Source organism: Streptomyces sp. NBC_00654 (assembly GCF_026341775.1).
In the GTDB taxonomy this organism is placed as follows: Bacteria; Actinomycetota; Actinomycetes; order Streptomycetales; family Streptomycetaceae; genus Streptomyces.
On sequence record NZ_JAPEOB010000001.1, the window covers coordinates 2,929,691 to 2,945,454 of the forward strand.

At 72.3% G+C, this 15,764-nt stretch carries 13 protein-coding genes; 8 read left to right on the forward strand and 5 right to left on the reverse strand.

Annotated elements, in window-relative coordinates:
- Positions 1-46 precede the first annotated feature (46 nt).
- Positions 47-1,435 carry an 8-oxoguanine deaminase gene (locus OHA98_RS12550; RefSeq protein WP_266925235.1) on the forward strand — a complete coding sequence of 463 codons (1,389 nt, stop codon included), beginning with the start codon at positions 47-49 and terminating at the stop codon, positions 1,433-1,435.
- A gap of 358 nt (positions 1,436-1,793) precedes the next feature.
- Positions 1,794-3,212, forward strand: a complete 1,419-nt coding sequence (locus OHA98_RS12555) for a nucleobase:cation symporter-2 family protein (RefSeq protein ID WP_266925237.1) — start codon at positions 1,794-1,796, stop codon at positions 3,210-3,212.
- 153 nt (positions 3,213-3,365) lie between these two features.
- On the opposite strand, the gene OHA98_RS12560 is transcribed toward OHA98_RS12555, so the two are convergent.
- Both OHA98_RS12560 and OHA98_RS12565 read right to left on the reverse strand, forming a co-directional pair.
- Positions 3,366-4,259, reverse strand: a complete 894-nt coding sequence (locus OHA98_RS12560) for a chitosanase (protein WP_266925239.1) — start codon at positions 4,257-4,259, stop codon at positions 3,366-3,368.
- Positions 4,260-4,445: 186 nt separating this feature from the next.
- Complete coding sequence (locus OHA98_RS12565; RefSeq protein ID WP_266925241.1) at positions 4,446-4,778, reverse strand: SH3 domain-containing protein; 333 nt, start codon at positions 4,776-4,778, stop codon at positions 4,446-4,448.
- A gap of 325 nt (positions 4,779-5,103) precedes the next feature.
- Between OHA98_RS12565 and OHA98_RS12570 the strand changes: the two genes are divergently transcribed.
- Together OHA98_RS12570 and OHA98_RS12575 are read left to right on the forward strand one after the other, a co-directional pair.
- Complete coding sequence (locus OHA98_RS12570; protein ID WP_266925243.1) at positions 5,104-5,787, forward strand: alpha/beta fold hydrolase; 684 nt, start codon at positions 5,104-5,106, stop codon at positions 5,785-5,787.
- Positions 5,788-5,862: 75 nt separating this feature from the next.
- Positions 5,863-8,088, forward strand: a complete 2,226-nt coding sequence (locus tag OHA98_RS12575) for a hypothetical protein (protein WP_266925245.1) — start codon at positions 5,863-5,865, stop codon at positions 8,086-8,088.
- Positions 8,089-8,090: 2 nt separating this feature from the next.
- Here the strand turns inward: OHA98_RS12575 and OHA98_RS12580 are convergent, their stop codons facing one another.
- The gene (locus OHA98_RS12580; protein WP_266925247.1) at positions 8,091-8,696 is read right to left on the reverse strand and encodes a TIGR03086 family metal-binding protein; all 606 of its coding nucleotides are present in this window, start codon (positions 8,694-8,696) and stop codon (positions 8,091-8,093) included.
- 152 nt (positions 8,697-8,848) lie between these two features.
- On the opposite strand from OHA98_RS12580, the gene OHA98_RS12585 reads away from it, so the two are divergent.
- From OHA98_RS12585 to OHA98_RS12595, 3 genes are all read left to right on the forward strand, one after another.
- Positions 8,849-9,841: a fibronectin type III domain-containing protein gene (locus OHA98_RS12585; RefSeq protein ID WP_266925249.1), complete on the forward strand. Its 993-nt coding sequence runs from the start codon at positions 8,849-8,851 to the stop codon at positions 9,839-9,841.
- 91 nt (positions 9,842-9,932) lie between these two features.
- The gene (locus tag OHA98_RS12590) at positions 9,933-11,288 is read left to right on the forward strand and encodes a M20/M25/M40 family metallo-hydrolase (protein ID WP_266925251.1); all 1,356 of its coding nucleotides are present in this window, start codon (positions 9,933-9,935) and stop codon (positions 11,286-11,288) included.
- Positions 11,285-12,814, forward strand: coding sequence for a YfcC family protein (locus OHA98_RS12595; protein WP_266925253.1), 1,530 nt, complete (start codon positions 11,285-11,287; stop codon positions 12,812-12,814). Before OHA98_RS12590 ends, OHA98_RS12595 begins: the two co-directional genes overlap by 4 nt.
- A gap of 78 nt (positions 12,815-12,892) precedes the next feature.
- On the opposite strand, the gene OHA98_RS12600 is transcribed toward OHA98_RS12595, so the two are convergent.
- Entirely contained in the window at positions 12,893-13,525 is a 633-nt protein-coding gene (locus OHA98_RS12600; protein ID WP_266925255.1) for a TetR/AcrR family transcriptional regulator, read from the reverse strand.
- Between the two features lie 110 nt (positions 13,526-13,635).
- Between OHA98_RS12600 and OHA98_RS12605 the strand changes: the two genes are divergently transcribed.
- The gene (locus OHA98_RS12605; RefSeq protein WP_266925257.1) at positions 13,636-14,901 is read left to right on the forward strand and encodes an extracellular solute-binding protein; all 1,266 of its coding nucleotides are present in this window, start codon (positions 13,636-13,638) and stop codon (positions 14,899-14,901) included.
- A 35-nt stretch (positions 14,902-14,936) separates the two neighbouring features.
- On the opposite strand, the gene OHA98_RS12610 is transcribed toward OHA98_RS12605, so the two are convergent.
- A complete protein-coding gene (locus OHA98_RS12610) occupies positions 14,937-15,713 on the reverse strand; it encodes a DUF6796 family protein (protein WP_266925259.1) in 777 nt (258 codons plus the stop codon).
- Between the last annotated feature and the right edge of the window lie 51 nt (positions 15,714-15,764).

Here is a 15,764-nt window from a genome sequence, read left to right on the forward strand (position 1 = left end):
GGGTCCTGCCGTGCCCACACCGCCGATGAGAGAAGAAGGAAGCCCCATGGCAGCTTCGGCAGACCCTCAGCGCATCGTCATCGAGAACTGCTCGATCGCGACCGTCGACGCCCACGACACCGAGTACGCATCGGGGCACATCGTCGTGGCGGGCAACCGCATCGAGTCCATCGGCGCGGGCAGGGCACCGGAGGGCCTGGCCGGCGTCGTACGCCGGGTCGACGGCACCGGACACCTCGCGACGCCCGGCCTGGTCAACACCCACCACCACTTCTACCAGTGGATCACCCGCGGTCTGGCGACGGACCACAATCTCTTCGACTGGCTGGTCGCGCTGTACCCGACCTGGGCGCGCATCGACGAGCCGATGGTCCGCGCCGCCGCCCAGGGCTCCCTGGCGATGATGGCCCGCGGCGGTGTCACCACCGCGATGGACCACCACTACGTCCACCCCGAGGGCTCCGGCGACCTCTCCGGCGCCATCATCGGAGCCGCCCGCGACATGGGCGTACGCTTCACCCTCGCCCGGGGCTCCATGGACCGCAGCGAGAAGGACGGCGGGCTGCCGCCGGACTTCGCCGTCGAGACGCTGGAGGGCGCGCTCGCCGGGACCGAGGCGGCCATCGACGCACACCACGACGCCTCGTTCGGCTCGATGACCCGGATCGCCGTCGCCCCCTGCTCGCCGTTCTCCGTCTCCACCGAACTGATGCGGCAGGGAGCCGAGCTGGCCCGCCGTCGCGGCGTCCGGCTGCACACCCACGGCTCCGAGACGGTCGAGGAGGAGCGGTTCTGCAAGGAACTGTTCGGGATGGGGCCGACCGACTACTTCGAGTCGACCGGCTGGCTCGGCGACGATGTGTGGATGGCGCACTGCGTCCACATGAACGACTCCGACATCGCCGCCTTCGCCCGTACGGGAACGGGCGTCGCCCACTGCCCGTCCTCCAACGCCCGCCTCGCCGCGGGCATCGCCCGGGTGCCCGACATGCTCGCCGCGGGCGTTCCGGTCGGCCTCGGCGTCGACGGCACCGCCTCCAACGAGTCCGGCGAACTCCACACCGAGCTGCGCAACGCCCTGCTGATCAACCGCCTCGGCGCCCACCGCGAGAAGGCCCTGAACGCCCGTCAGGCGCTGCGCCTGGCCACGTACGGCGGTGCCCAGGTCCTCGGACGGGCCGGCCAGATCGGTTCGCTGGAGGCCGGGAAGCTCGCCGACCTGGTGCTCTGGAAGCTGGACACCCTGGCCCACGCCTCCATCGCGGACCCGGTGACCGCGCTCGTCCTCGGTGCCGCGGCCCCCGTCACCCTCTCCCTCATCGACGGCAAGCCCGTCGTCGAGGGGAACCGCCTGATCACGGTGGACGAGGACGTGATCGCCCGCGCCACCCGCGACGAGGCCCGCCGCCTCGCGCGGATCGCCGCCGGAGCCTGACGCTCCGCGGCCCCCCGACCGGCCGGACGAGGGGGACGGCCCGCGTCCGGCCGCCGCGGACCCGAGCGGGGTCCACGGCAAGCCGGTCCGCGGGGCGCGCGCCCGAATGCGCGCGCCCCGCGGACCGGTGAAGAACGCTGCCCGCGAGACCGCGCGGCGCACCCCCACCGCATACCCATGGGCACCCGCACCCTCAGTGACCGACCATCAACTGCTGGAATCCCAGCTCCTGTTGAAGGCCGCACAGCCACAGCAGTGGTACCGCACAACCTGCCGAGAGCCGCACCACCGCACCACTTCGCTCCACCTCCCTGACACCCACGTCGCCGACGACGTGCACCCGACCGGAGGAACCGCCGTGGCCGCTAAGCCCAGGTTTCGCAACGACGCAGTCGCAGGAACCGACCGTAAGCACCCGGTCGACGAAACACTCCCCCCACTGAAGATGTTCACCAGCGGGCTCCAGCACGTGGCCGCCATGTACGCCGGAGTGGTGGCCCCGCCCATGATCGTGGGGCCCGCCGTGGGTCTCACCGCCAAGGAGACCGCCTTCCTGATGGGGGCGAGCCTGTTCACCGCGGGCATCGCCACCCTGCTGCAGACCCTCGGCTTCTGGCGCATCGGCGCCCGGCTGCCGTTCGTCAACGGGGTCTCCTTCGCCGGAGTGACCCCGATGGTCGCGATCGGCAAGGACCGCGGGCACGACGGGATCGCCGTGATCTTCGGCGCGATCATCGTCGCCAGCCTTCTCGGATTCGTCCTCGCCCCGTACTTCGGGAAGCTGGTGCGCTTCTTCCCGCCGGTCGTCACCGGCACCGTGATCACCCTGATCGGCGTCTCGCTGCTCCCGGTGGCCTTCAACTGGTCCCAGGGCGGAAACGCCGCGGCCGACGACTACGGCTCGATGACCAACATCATCATGGCCGCCGGCACCCTCGTGATCGTGCTGGCCCTGCGCAAGATCCTGCGCGGCTTCCTCCAGCAGATCGCGATCCTGCTCGGCCTGGTCATCGGGACGCTGATCGCGATACCCGTCGGCATCACCGACTTCGGCGCCGTCCAGGACGCCGGACTGGTGGGCTTCCCGACGCCGTTCCACTTCGGCGGCCCGCAGTTCGAGCTCGCGGCGATCATCTCCATGTGCATCGTCATGCTGGTCTGCATGACCGAGTCCACCGCGGACATGCTGGCCCTCGGCAAGATCGTCGGGCGCCCGGCGGACGCACGGACCATCGAGGGCGGGCTGCGGGCCGACACCCTGGGCAGTGCCATCAGCCCGCTGTTCAACGGCTTCATGTGCAGTGCCTTCGCCCAGAACATCGGGCTGGTCGCGATGACCGGGGTCCGCAGCCGGTTCGTCGTCGCCGCGGGCGGCGGCATCCTGATCGTGCTCGGTCTGGTCCCGGTGGCCGCGTCCGTCATCGCACTGGTACCCCTGCCGGTGCTCGGCGGTGCGGGCATCGTGTTGTTCGGTTCGGTCGCGGCGAGCGGCATCCAGACGCTGGCCACCGCCGCACTGGAGAAGGGCGAGAACGCGCTGATAGTGGCCGCCGCCGTGGGGATCGGCCTGATACCCATCGCCGCGCCGCAGTTCTACCACGCGTTCCCCGAGGACCTGCTCGTCGTCCTGGACTCGGGCATCTCCACCGGCTGTGTCGTGGCGATCCTGCTCAACCTGGCCTTCAACCACCTGGGGCGCGCACCCGAGGGGATGGAGGAGGAGACCGCGAACGGGGAGCATGTGGTCCCCGCCGCGGCCGGGGCGGGCGTCCACTGAGCGGCCCCCATGGCGCCGTGGCGCGTACGGCGGTCCCTGCGGGGGCCGCTCGTACGCGCCACAGGTGTTGACGGGCGGGTTCCCGTCGGGGCCGCTGCGGTGCGGGGTGGTGCGGTGGTTGTGCGGGGTGGTGCGGGTGGTGCAGTGGTCAGGTCAGCCGATATGGAAGCTGTCCCCGTACACCTTCCAGTCGAGCGGCGGGTCGAGGTTGAGGTTCCCCTTCTTCAGGAACACCCGCTGGGCGGTGTCGACCCGGCTGGTGTCCGAGTGGGCCTCCTCCTGCTCCATCGCCCAGACACGGGCGTCGAGGAAGGCGTTGAGGTACGTCGTCTCGTTGCCGCCCTGCGACGGCGGCTTGGCCTTGGCCAGCGCGCGCTTGCGGATGGAGCTGAAGCTGGTGCTGTCGCCGCCGTCGCCGTGCATCACGATGGCGTCGTAGTAGGTGAACTGGCCGAGCGTGCCGAGACCGTCGGCCTTGCCCTGCTTGACCGCCGGGTTGAAGTAGACCCGGTCGCGCTCGTCGTTCTGCGCCTGCTTGAACGCCGAGTCGGACGCGGCCTTCACCCAGTCCTTGGTGAAGTTCGGGTCGAGGCCCTCGTGCGAGGGGGTGCCGTCGACCTCGCGCAGCGCGGGCAGGTACTTCGCCAGGACGTTGCCCGGCTTGCGGTCGGTGTACAGCTCGACCAGGTCGAGCATGTCACCGGTGCCGGAGCAGAAGCCGATGATGCCCGCCGTGTAGCCGCGGTCGTCGTCGATGTCCTCGATGTACTTGTACTGCGACTTCCAGTCCAGCGAGGAGTTCTCCGCGCTGGAGACCAGCTGCATGGCGATCTCCTTCTTCGCCGGATCGTCCAGCCCGCTCGCGGCGGCCCTGAGCGGCTGGGCGGCCCGCGCGGGCCGGTCGGCCGAAGGGCGGGAGGGGGCGTCGCCGGCGTGGGCGGCGATGGGGATCGCCGTGAGAGCCAGCCCGAGCGTCACGGCGGCGATGCCGACGGGGCGGGTGAGCCGGGTGGTGCGACGTGCGGTGCCGTGTTGGGGGTTGTGCACCTGTCCTCCAGGGGAGTTCGCCGTGCCGGAGTTCTGTTAGGAAGCTTTACTATCAGAGTGGTAGGTGTGCCGTACACCCCTTCGGCGCAAGTGAGTTGAGGGCGGTGGTCCCGCCGCGAATCCGGATACGGAACGGCCCCGCGTCGCGCGGGGGACGCGCGGTGCGGGGCCGGTGGATGGCTACGCTCAGCAGTTGAGGTAGGCCACGTGGATCCAGACGCCGGTCGGTCCGCCCCACAGGTCACCCATGACCCAGCTGCCCTCCTGGCCACGGGCTTCGATGTTCTGCCCCCGGTTCACGGTCCCGAGCACCGCGTAGCCCGTGCCCGGACCGCCGCGGAAGTTGACCCCGTTGTCGTTGACCGTGCAGACCTGCGGCGGCGACTGCACGGGCGCCGCGGCCCGGACGGCCGCCGCGGGGGCCGTGACGGCCTGGGCGGACGGGCCCGCGGCCAGCCCGAGACCCGCGCCCAGGACCATGGCGCTCAGCAGCATCTTCTTCAGCATGTCTGTACTCATCCTGACGCTCCGGGGCGCACCCAAGCGTGCGCCTCCGCCTCCTCAACGGAACGGCTCGCCCCGGGGGCACGGGGTGGGCGCGACAGCGCGGGAGCGGACGAAAGCACAGGTCGTACGCTGTTTGAACCGGCGCACGCGGATCGTCCACCGGGTGCGCCGCGCGCCCGCCCCGGCCGGGTTCGGCCACATCGACGCGCACCTGTCGCCGTACACCCGCCGGCTCGGACCCCGTCCTCCGTACCCCAGGGACCGTCGGGCCGGCCGCCGGACGGGACGGGGACGGGGCCGGGAACCGGAGGGCTGCCCGGCCTGTAGCGTCAGGGGTATGGAAGATCAGTCTGTTGTGGATGTCGGCGATGTGCGGCTGGCGTACCGGGCCTGGGGCGACCAGTACGGTTCCCCGGTCGTCCTGCTGCACGGTCTCGGCGGCTCCGCCGCGAACTGGGAGGCGGCCGGGAGCCTGCTCGGCGAGGAGTGGCGGGTGTTCGCCCTCGACCTGCGCGGGCACGGGGAGAGCGACTGGCCGGACGAGTACGGCCTGGACCTGATGCGGGACGATGTGCTCGGCTTCCTGGACGAACTGGAGCTCGACCGGGTCGGCCTGGCCGGTCACGGCATGGGCGGAGTCGTCGCCCAGTTGCTGGCCGAGGAGCACTCGGACCGGGTGGAGCGGCTCGTCCTGGTGGAGACCCCCGCGCCATGGCCCGGGGAACCGGGACCGGCGGGGCGGCCCGAGGGGCCCGTGGACTACGACGAGAACGCCGTGCCCGCCGTCCGGGCCCAGCTGGCCGACCCCGACCCGCGGTGGGCGGAGGGTCTCGGCGAGATCGTCGCGCCGACGCTGCTCATCTCGGGCGGCCCGGAGAGCGGCATGCCGCAGGACCGCCTGCCCGACATGGCGTCCCTGATCCCCGACTGCCGGCTGATCACGGTCCCCGGCGGCCACCGGATGCACGAGACCCGGGCCGATCAGGTCGCGCAGCAGATCACCGAGTTCTTCACCAGCTGACCCCGCCGCTCGTCCTCCACGCCGCCGGGCCATGCGCCCGGCGGCGTTGTCAGTCCCCGCTGCCATGATCGGGCCATGGATCTCGCACAGTTCTTCGCCGATCTCGACGCACGGCCCTGGGCCGGCTACGAACACGCCTACGGCAGCGCCGCCGATGTGCCGGACTGCCTGCGGGCGCTCGCCGGGGACGACGAGGAGGCGGCGGACGAAGCGCTCGGTGATCTCTACGCGAGCATCCTCCACCAGGGCTCGGTGTACGAGGCGTCCGCGCAGGCGGTGCCGTTCCTGGCCCGGCTGGCCGCCATGGGAATACGTACGGCCGACCTGCTGGCCCTGCTCGGCGGAATCGCGGAGGGCGGTACGGAATTCGACGGCGACGGCGACGGCCGGAACGACGGGGCGGCCGCGAGCGCGGAGGCGGGGGAGGGCGACGGACCGGGGGAGAGCGACGAGGCCGCGTGCCGTCGAGCCGTCGTCGGCCAACTGCCCCTGCTGCTCGACTCGGTCGGCTCCGACGACGCCGAAGTGCGGCAGTGCGCCGTCTGGGCGGCCGCGATGACCGGGGCGGCCGGGCGGGTGCTGCCGGTGCTCCGCGAGCGGGCCGCCGTCGAGAAGGTCCCGCTCGTGCGCGCCGAACTGCTGTCGGCCCTGGCGCAGCTGGATCCGGCGGGCACGGCGTCCGCGGCGACGGAGGCGATCGGCCCGGACCAGCCGGCGGAGTTGCGGATCACGGCACTGCTGGCCTGTGTGGACACCGGGCTGCCCTGGGGCCGGAGCCACCACGGGGCGATGCTGTCGCTGCTCCCGGCCGAGGGCCTCATGACCGGCCGGGTCGTCCAGTACCACGGTGAACCCCTGCTCCATGTCACCGACGCCCTGCTGCTCCGCGACACCGACGAGGACCGCGACGCGGCGTTCACCCTGCTCGACGCCGCGCTGAGCAGCGATTCGCCCGAGGCGTGCGAGGAAGCGGTGCGGGCGGCCGAGTCCGCCTGTCAGCTCTCCCGCAGCGCGCCACAGCGGCTGGCCGCACCCCTGCTCGCCCTGGCCACCGGCCCCCGTGGCGCGGACGTCCCGTCCGCACAGCAGGCCCTGAAGCTGCTCGGCGCACTCGCCGCACCGGCGGCCGACACGCTGGCCCGGCTCGCGGAGGGGGAGGGGGACGCGGCCGACGGCGCGCTCGCAGTGCTGGTCGCCGTGGCTCCGGAGCGGGCCGCGCCGCTCCTCGCCCGGAATCCGGCGGAGCGTCCGCGCGCCCTCGACGCGGCGTGCGGCGGGCACTTCGAGGCCGCACCGGTCCTGCCGTACGACTCCGGACTGCTCGCGGCGCTCCGGCAGTGGCTCACCACACTGCGACCCGGCGGCAACAGCCCGTTCCGGCTGACGGCCCTGCTGGAGTCCTGGGGTGCCGACGCGGCCGACGCCGTGCCCGAACTGTGCGCCGCGCTGCCCCGGTTCCCGCAGCTGGTGCCCAAGGTGCTGGCCGCGGTCTGCCCGCCCGGACAGCGGGGAGCTGTGGGCGAAGTGCTGCGGACGGCGGCCCGGTCCGGTCCGGCGGAGGACCGCTTCGAGGCCGCGCGGGCCCTGTACGCCCTGACCGGGGACGACACTTTGCTGCTGGCCACCGTCGCCGCCCGGCTGGCGGACGACCGCAACGGGATACGCGAGGCGGCGGCCGCCGCCGCGGAGCTGGGACCGGCCGCGGCGGGGCTCGTGCCCGCGCTGCGGGCCGCGTTCAACGCCCCCGACGCGCACCGCAACATCCCCGAGATGCAGGCGGACATCGAGATCGCCGCGGCCCTGCACCGCATCACCGGCGACCCGGCGGAAGCCGTTCCGGTGCTGACCGGGGTGCTCTCCGACACCGAAATGACCTGGACCCGCTGGGCGTTCGTCCAGGCGACGAGGGTCGCCGCCGGACTCGGCACGGTCCCTGAAGACGGGCCGCTCGTCCCCGCGCTGGAGGCGCTGCTGACGGATCCGGCGCAGGCGCCGGGTGCGGTGCTCGCCCTGCTCGCCCTCGCCCCCGGCCGGCTCGACGCGGGCAGGGCGGCCGGGCTGCTGCTGGACGCGGCGGAGTCCGGCACCGCCCCGGTCGAGGCGCTGGAGGCCCTGGTCGCCCTCGGCCCGGAGGCGGGGACCGAGGACGTCCGTGGCCGGCTCGTCCGGCTGGCCGGGCAGGACCTGAGGCTGGAGGTGTCCGGTGTGCTCGGCACCGCCGTCCTCGTCGATGAGCGGGCGCGTGTGCGGGCCCGTGCGGCGGCGCGGGCGCTGGGCGGGGGAGCCGCGAGCGCCGGCTGACGTCAGTCCGCCGGCCGCCAGTCCGGGCGACGGCCGCTGAGGGCGATGACCCGGTCCACGAGCGGGGCGCCGGCCGGGACGGGGACCGGCGGGCCGAAGACCGCGCCGTCGCCCGCGCGGTCCTCGGCAGGCGCCAGCAGCGCCTCGCAGGAGCGGAGATCCGCCTCGTCGGCCCGGTACGGCTGCCCGGTCGACCGGGCCAGGTCCCAGCCGTGGACGACCAGCTCGTTGAGCGCGACCGCCGCCGCCACCGGGGCGGGCAGATCCACCCCGCCTGCCCGGGTCATGCCCTCCCGGGCGGCGGGTGCCCGCCACGCCGCCACCAACTCGTCGAGCAGCGGGGGCAGGACCTCGCGCCAGTCGTCGCCGAGCACCAGGGGCACCGAACCGGGGGAGACGTCCGACGCCGGTCCGAGATCCTTGCGTGCCGCGTCACGGAAGGCCGTCGTCAGCCCGACCACATGGGCGAGCAGTTCCCGCACGGAGTGGTCCGGGCAGGGGGTGGGGGCGGTCAGCCGGTGGTCGTCGACGGAGCCGAGCAGCGCGGCCATCTGCCGGGCGGCCGGTTCCAGATCGAGGGCAGGGGCGGGTGCGCTGTGTGGGTTCATACAGTTCTGACCGTCCGGGTCCGGAAAACTCATCGCCGGCCGGCCGGTCCCCCCTGCCGGGTGCACACCGGCACATTGCGGAACGTTCCTCTCCGCCCCCTTGTCGGCGACCCCCGCACCATGGCATACAGGTCTGGACCATTGCTGTCCGGATGGAAGGCAAGACCGTGCAACGCCCCCACGCACCTGCCGCGTTGGCCTGCTCCGCCGCCCTGCTCCTCGCCACGCTCACCGCGTGCGGCGGTTCCGCCGAAGCGGACACACAGAGTCCGACCACCCCCCACGGCGTGACCGCCCAGGCCAGCAGCTCCACATCGGTGCACGTCATGTGGGAGCCCGCCTCCGACAACAAGGCGATCACCGGCTACGAGATCTACCGCGAGGGCAGGAAGGTGAAGTCCGTCCCGGCGGCCAAGCGGATGATCGACATCGACGGGCTGACCGCCTCCACCGCCTACACCTTCACCGTCCGGGCCCGGGACGCCGCCGGGAACCTCTCGAAGCCGAGCCCCGCCGTACCCGTCACCACCCAGGCCGCCCCGCCCGAGGACGACCGGGCGCCCACCGCCCCGGTGAAGCTGCGCGGCACCGCCGACGGCGGCCGTGCCGCCACCCTGACCTGGGGCGGCTCCACGGACGACGTCGGCGTCACCTCGTACGACATCTACCAGGAGGACTCCCGGATCCACAGCGTTCCGGGCGCCGCCACCACCGCCCGGCTCACCGGGCTGCACCCCGGCACCGTCTACACCTTCACCGTCCGGGCCCGGGACGCCTCCGACAAGTCCTCGCCGGACAGCAACGCCTTCGACCTCACCACCGACTCCGCCCCCGGCGCCCCCGCGAGCACCGCCCCCACCGGTCTTCGCACCACCACCTCCGCCGAGGGGAAGGAGTTCGTCGTCGACCTGTCCTGGGACCAGCCCCGGACGGGCGGCGAGATCCCCGCGTACGAGCTGTATCTCAACGGGAGGATGACCACCACCATCGTCTGGGGCGGCACCCCGCCCCGGGGCCGTGCCACCTACCGGCTGACGCTCGCCGATCCGCCGGGCACCCGGTACTCGCTGAAGCTGCGCGCCAAGCTTCCGGACGGCAAGTGGGGCGACTTCTCCGCCCGGCGCACCGTCGTCCTCGGGGACTGACCGCTTCTCAGGCGTGCGGGGAGCCGCCCCATATGGTCCATTGATCCCGGAACCCTCAGAACTGAGCACGACGAGGAACAGGGGTTGGACGATGGACCTGAGCTCCAGGGTCGACGCGCTGATGGACGGACTCGTCTCGGATCTGGAACGGCTGACGGCGATTCCGTCGGTGGCCTTCCCCGGCTTCCCGCCCGAGCCCGTGCGGCAGGCCCACGACCTTCTCGTGGACCTGCTGCGCGGCGCGGGCGTCGAGCGCGTCGAACGGCTGGACCTGCCCGACACCGCGCCGATCATCGTCGCCGAGATCCCCCCGCCGTCCCCGGACGCCCCCACCGTGCTGCTCTACGGCCACTACGACGTGCAGCCGGCCGGCGACGAGAGCCTGTGGCTGTCACCGCCCTTCGAGCCCACCGCCGTCGAGGGCGGACTGCGGGCCCGGGGCATCGCCGACGACAAGTCCAATCTCCTGGTCCATCTGGGCGTGCTGAGGGCGTACGGGGGCAGGCCGCCGGTCGGGCTGAAGATCGTCATCGAGGGGCAGGAGGAGTACGGCAGCGCCTTCGACGACTACCCGCCCACCGATCCCGACCGGTTCGCCTGCGACGCCATGGTCATCGCCGACATGGGCAACCTCCGCCCCGGCAGTCCCACCCTCACCACGGGCCTGCGAGGGGCGGCCGAAGTCGTCGTCGAGGTCCGCACGCTCGCCGAACCGCGCCACAGCGGCGAATTCGGGGGAGCGGCCCCGGACGCCTTGCTCGTTCTGCTCAAGGCCCTCGCCACCCTCCACGATGTGCACGGCGATGTCGCGGTCGAGGGGCTGCGCCGCGAGGAGTGGAAGGGCACCACGTACACGGAGGAGGAGTTCCGGAGCCTCGCGGGGGTCCAGGACGGCATTCCGCTCATCGGCTCCGGCAGCCTCGGCGAACGGCTCTGGAGCGGGCCGGCGATCACCGTGATCGGTATCGACGCCCCGAGCGTCGACCACGCGGCATCCGCGGTCGTCCCCTACGCCCGCGCCAAGCTCAACCTCCGCTTCCATCCCGAGCAGGATCCCCGGGAGGCGCGGGGCCTGCTCGTCACCCATCTGGAGTCACTGCGCCCGTTCGGAATTCCGCTCACCGTCACCCCCGGCGACACGGGCCCCGGATTCGAGCCCGCGACCGGCGGCCCCGCCTACCGCGCCGCGCTCACCGCCCTGCGCGAGGGCTGGGGCGCGGAGCCCGCGTTCGTCGCGAGCGGGGGCTCGATCCCCCTGGTCAACGGGCTGTCCAGGGCGGTCCCCGGCGCCGAGGTGCTGCTCTTCGGCGCCCAGGACAGCATGTGCAACCTCCACGCGCCCAATGAGCGGGTGCTGTTCTCCGAACTGCGCTCGGCGGTGATCGCCGAGGCCGCCTTCCTGCGGGAGTTCGCCGCCTCGCACGGCGGCGGCGGGGGCGCCGCATGAGCGACGCGGACACCCGGGCCGCCCCGGAGGAGAAACCCCCGGCGAAGAAGAAGTTCATCTTCCCCAGTGCCCTGACCATTCTCGCCGTCGTCACACTGGCGGTCTGGGCACTGGCCTTCCTGATCCCCTCCGGCGCCTACGACCGTGACGAGGACGGCTCGCCGGTCCAGGGCACGTACCACCGGGTCGACTCCGGACAGAGCTTCGTCGACCGCCTCAACGATCTCTTCCTCTCGCCGGTCAACGGCCTCTACGGCGTCCAGGACGAGAAGACCGGCCAGGTCGGGCCGGACCTGGCCGGTGAGCTGTACGGCAGCGCGGGCGTGTTCCTGTTCGTGATCGCGATCGGCGCGTTCATCACGGTGGTCTTCGCCACCGGCGCCCTGGACCGGGGCATCGGCCGCCTCGCCCACCGGCTCCGCGACCGGGGAGCGCTCCTCATCGCGGGCGTGATGCTGGTCTTCTCGCTGCTGGGCACCGTGGAGGGATTCGCGGAGGAGACCCTCGGCTTCTACGGCCTGATCGTGCCGCTGATGCTGGCCCTGGGCTACGACCGGATGGTGGCCACCGGCACGATCATCCTCGGTGCGGGCATCGGAGTGCTGTGCTCCACGGTCAATCCGTTCGCGACCGGGGTCGCCTCGTCCGCGGCCGACATCTCGCTCGGCGACGGCATCGTGCTGCGCGCGGTCATGTGGGTCGTGCTGACCGCCGTGACCATCGCCTACGTCATCCGGTACGCGACACGGGTCCGCGGGAACCCCGGCCGTTCGCTCTCCGGCTTCCTGCCCGGCGACCGTGACCACACGGCGGCGGACGCGGGTGAGCCCCCGGACCTGACCGGCCTGCACAAGGCCATCCTGGTGCTGGTCGCCCTGGTCTTCACCTTCATGATCTTCTCGGTGGTGCCCTGGTCCAGCGCCATCACGGGTGACGCCGAAGCCGTTCCGTACGGCTTCGAACTCGGCTGGTCCTTCCCGGAACTGGCGGCGCTCTTCCTGGTCGCGGCCGTGGTGGTCGGGGTCGTCGCCCGCTTCGGCGAACAGAAACTCAGTGCGACGATCATCCAGGGCGCGGCCGACTTCATCTCGCCCGCGCTGGTCATCGTGCTGGCCCGCGGTGTCACGGTCATCATGAACAACTCGCAGATCACCGACACCGTGCTGCACTCCATCGAGGGCCTGGTCTCGGGCACGTCCTCGGCCGTATTCGCGGTCTTCGTCTTCATCGTCAACCTGCCGCTCGCCTTCCTGATCCCCTCGACCTCGGGCCACGCCACCCTCGCCATGCCGATCCTGGCCCCGCTCGCCGACTTCGCGGGCGTCTCGCGCGCGGTCGTCGTGACCGCCTGGCAGGCGGCGAGCGGCTGGATGAACCTGTGGGTGCCGACGACGGCCGTCACCATCGGCGGGGTGGCGCTGGCGAAGGTGGGCTACGACAAGTACCTGCGGTTCGTCTGGCCGTTGCTGGCGATCCTCTTCGTGCTGATCTGCGGGTTCGTGGCACTGGGCGCGGTCTGGACCTGAGACGGGGCGCGGTGGGTCCGGCCGCGCCAGGGACGTCGGGTCAACACGCCCGCCACGGACGTCGGGTCGGCCCACCTGTCATGGACGTCGGGTCAACCCACCCGCCATGGACGTCAGACAGTGCTCCGCCAGCGCGGCAGGACCCTCCGCTCCCTCCGCCGGGGCGTCTCCCGCGGCCCAGGTCTCCACCGCGACCCGCACCGCGGCTCCGGCGACGGCCGCCGCCAGCCGGATGTCCAGCGCGCCCGCGTCGGCGGGCGGTCCGGTCCGCGCCGCCAGCACCGCGGCCAGCGTGGACTCCGATTCGCGGCACGCGTCGTTCCAGACCGACCGGAGCGCCGGGCTGTCCGCCGCCATCCTCAGCAGCGAACGCACCCACTCCAGCGACTCCTTGTTCTCCGTGTCACCGGGCGCCGCGGCCAGCGCCCGCGCCGCCGCGTGCCGCAGCGCGTCGGGCAGGGGCAGGGCGCGGGGGGCGTCGCGCACCGCTTCCACCCACTGCCGGGCTCCGACGGCGAACAGCGGGGCGACGGCCTCCTCCTTGGTCGCGCAGTAGCGGTAGAGGGTGCGCGGCGCGACACCCGCGGCCCGCGCGATGTCCTCGGCGCGGGTGGCCCGCAGACCGTTCTCCACGAACAGTGTGGCCGCGGCACGGGCGATGTCCCACCGGGTGGCGGCCTTGCGCCGCTCTGTCAACGAAGCACCTTGCATGCGAGGCAGGTTATGCCCATAGGGAACCCTCGCCCGATTGGCAGAAGGTGCCTATGTGGCAGAATCTGTCACTCAATCGGTGCGGGTACGAGCAAAAGGTGGCAACAGCGGTGCGTCGGCGGCGGTTTCTTCTCCAGACGGCCGGCCTCGCCGGCGCCACGGCCGGACTCGGGCTGGCCGGCTGCGGCTCCGCCGGTTCGGGCGCGACGCTCGATGTGCTCGTGGCCAGCTACGACAAGAGCGTGGGAGCCTCGCTCGGGGATCAGTGGGACAAACTGATCGCCGCCTTCCGGAAGAAGCACCCCAGTATCAAGGTCAAACTGGAGCGGGTTCCGTTCAACAAGATCGACAAGACACTCGCCCGACGGGTCGAGGAGGGCCGCGAGCCCGACATCGCTCAGTCGAACATCTTCGCCCCCTACGGTGAGGACGACCGGCTCTACACCGCGGGCGAGCTCTTCAACATCTCGACGCAGGCCGACTTCATCCGCTCCTTCGCCGATGCGGGCACCGTCGACCGTGAGCTGTACGGGTTCCCGTTCCTGGCCAGCACGCCCCGGCTCTTCTACAACAAGGAGCTCTTCCGCCGCGCGCGCGTCGGCGACGCCCCCGCGTCGTGGGACGAAGTGCGCGCCGCCGCCGAGGCGCTGAAGGCGATCGGGGTGAAGACGCCGTACGGGCTCCAGCTGGGGCCCGAGGCGGCCGAGGACGAGGCCCTTTCCTGGATGCTCGCGGCGGGCGGCGGCTTCACGGACCTGGTCGGCTACGACTTCGAGACGCAGCCCAACATCGACGCGCTGACCTGGCTGCGTGACGAGCTGGTCGCCGGGAAGCTGGCGGGCGAGGCCCCGGCGAAGCTCAACCGGACCGACGCCTACGAGCAGTTCCTCCGCGGCGACATCGGGATGATGATCGCCCACCCCGTACTGATGGGCGCGGCCGACCAGGCCCGACTCCCGTACGCGCACGCCCCGTTCCCCGCGAAGGACGGCGGCACTCCCGCGCCGATCGGACTGAGCGACTGGCTGATGGCGTTCAAGCGCAACGGCCACCGCAAGGAGTGCGGGGCGTTCCTCGACTTCCTGTACAGCGGACAGTCGGCGGCGGCCTACGGCGGCAGCCAGTCCGCGCTCCCGGTGACGTACACGGCGTCCGACGCGGTGCGCGACCAGCCCGCCCAGCGCCCGCTGTGGCCCTTCATCGACCAGTTGCCGCAGGCCCGTTTCGCCCCGGTGGGCATGCGGTCCTGGCCCGACGTCCGGGGCGCGATACGCAGGGACGTGGGCCGCGCCGTGCTGGACAACGGTGATCCCGTCTCGGTGCTCAAGTCGCTGGACGACGCGGCGGCCAAGGCGGAGGTGGCCGGGACGGCCTGAGCGCCCCGGACCGGCGGCGGGGGGGTGTGGGGCGCTCAAGCCGTCCCGGCAGAGGTTCCGGCGGCCGTGCTCGGCACGGGCAGGTGCGCCCCGGCGCCGGTGCGGGCGTTCCACAGGACGGCGGTCGACAGCGAGAAGAAGAGCAGATTGCCGATGCTCAGCTGCGCGCCCTGGATCGCGGTTCCCACCGGGCCGGGCGTCAGCGCGGCGACGAGCCCTCCGGCGAGGATGCAGACCAACGGGTTCACGGCACCCATCCACCGGGGGAACGCGGTGGCGCCCCGGAACACGGATACGGCCATCCAGGCGGAACCCAGCACCCAGCAGAACAGCAGCACGCCGTAGGGAATGAACAGCACGTCCGCCATGTCGCCCGGCAACGCGTCCAGCGCGGCGGACCGTACGCCGGAGGCGTCGACCGCCCTGGCCGCCTGCCCCCAGTAGTAGAAGGAGCCGTGAACGAACGGGGCGAGGGCGAATCCCGTGGTCAGCAGCACCATCGGTGGCGACGAGAGCAGCCGCGGCGCCGGCCGGAGTCCCTGGTACAGATGCCAGCACGCGACCAGATAGAGCGGACCGGTCAGTACGCCGAGCAGCGCTCCCCACGCCAGCTGTGCCGAGGACGCCGACAGCATCGCCGCCAGTGAGTCGCCCGCCGTTCCGTCGTAGCCCTTCAGAACGAGATGGTCCCCGGGTGATGCCACGGGCTCGCCCAGGAGCAGGATGTCCCCGATGAGCCAGGCGATCGAGGCCGCGATGCCCGCGATCCCGGCGAGCCGTATCCGCCTGGTTCCGTTCTCGTCCGTGCGCACGTCGACAACCCCTCCGTCACGGTGATCATGGCGAGGTTAGCCTAACCTAAC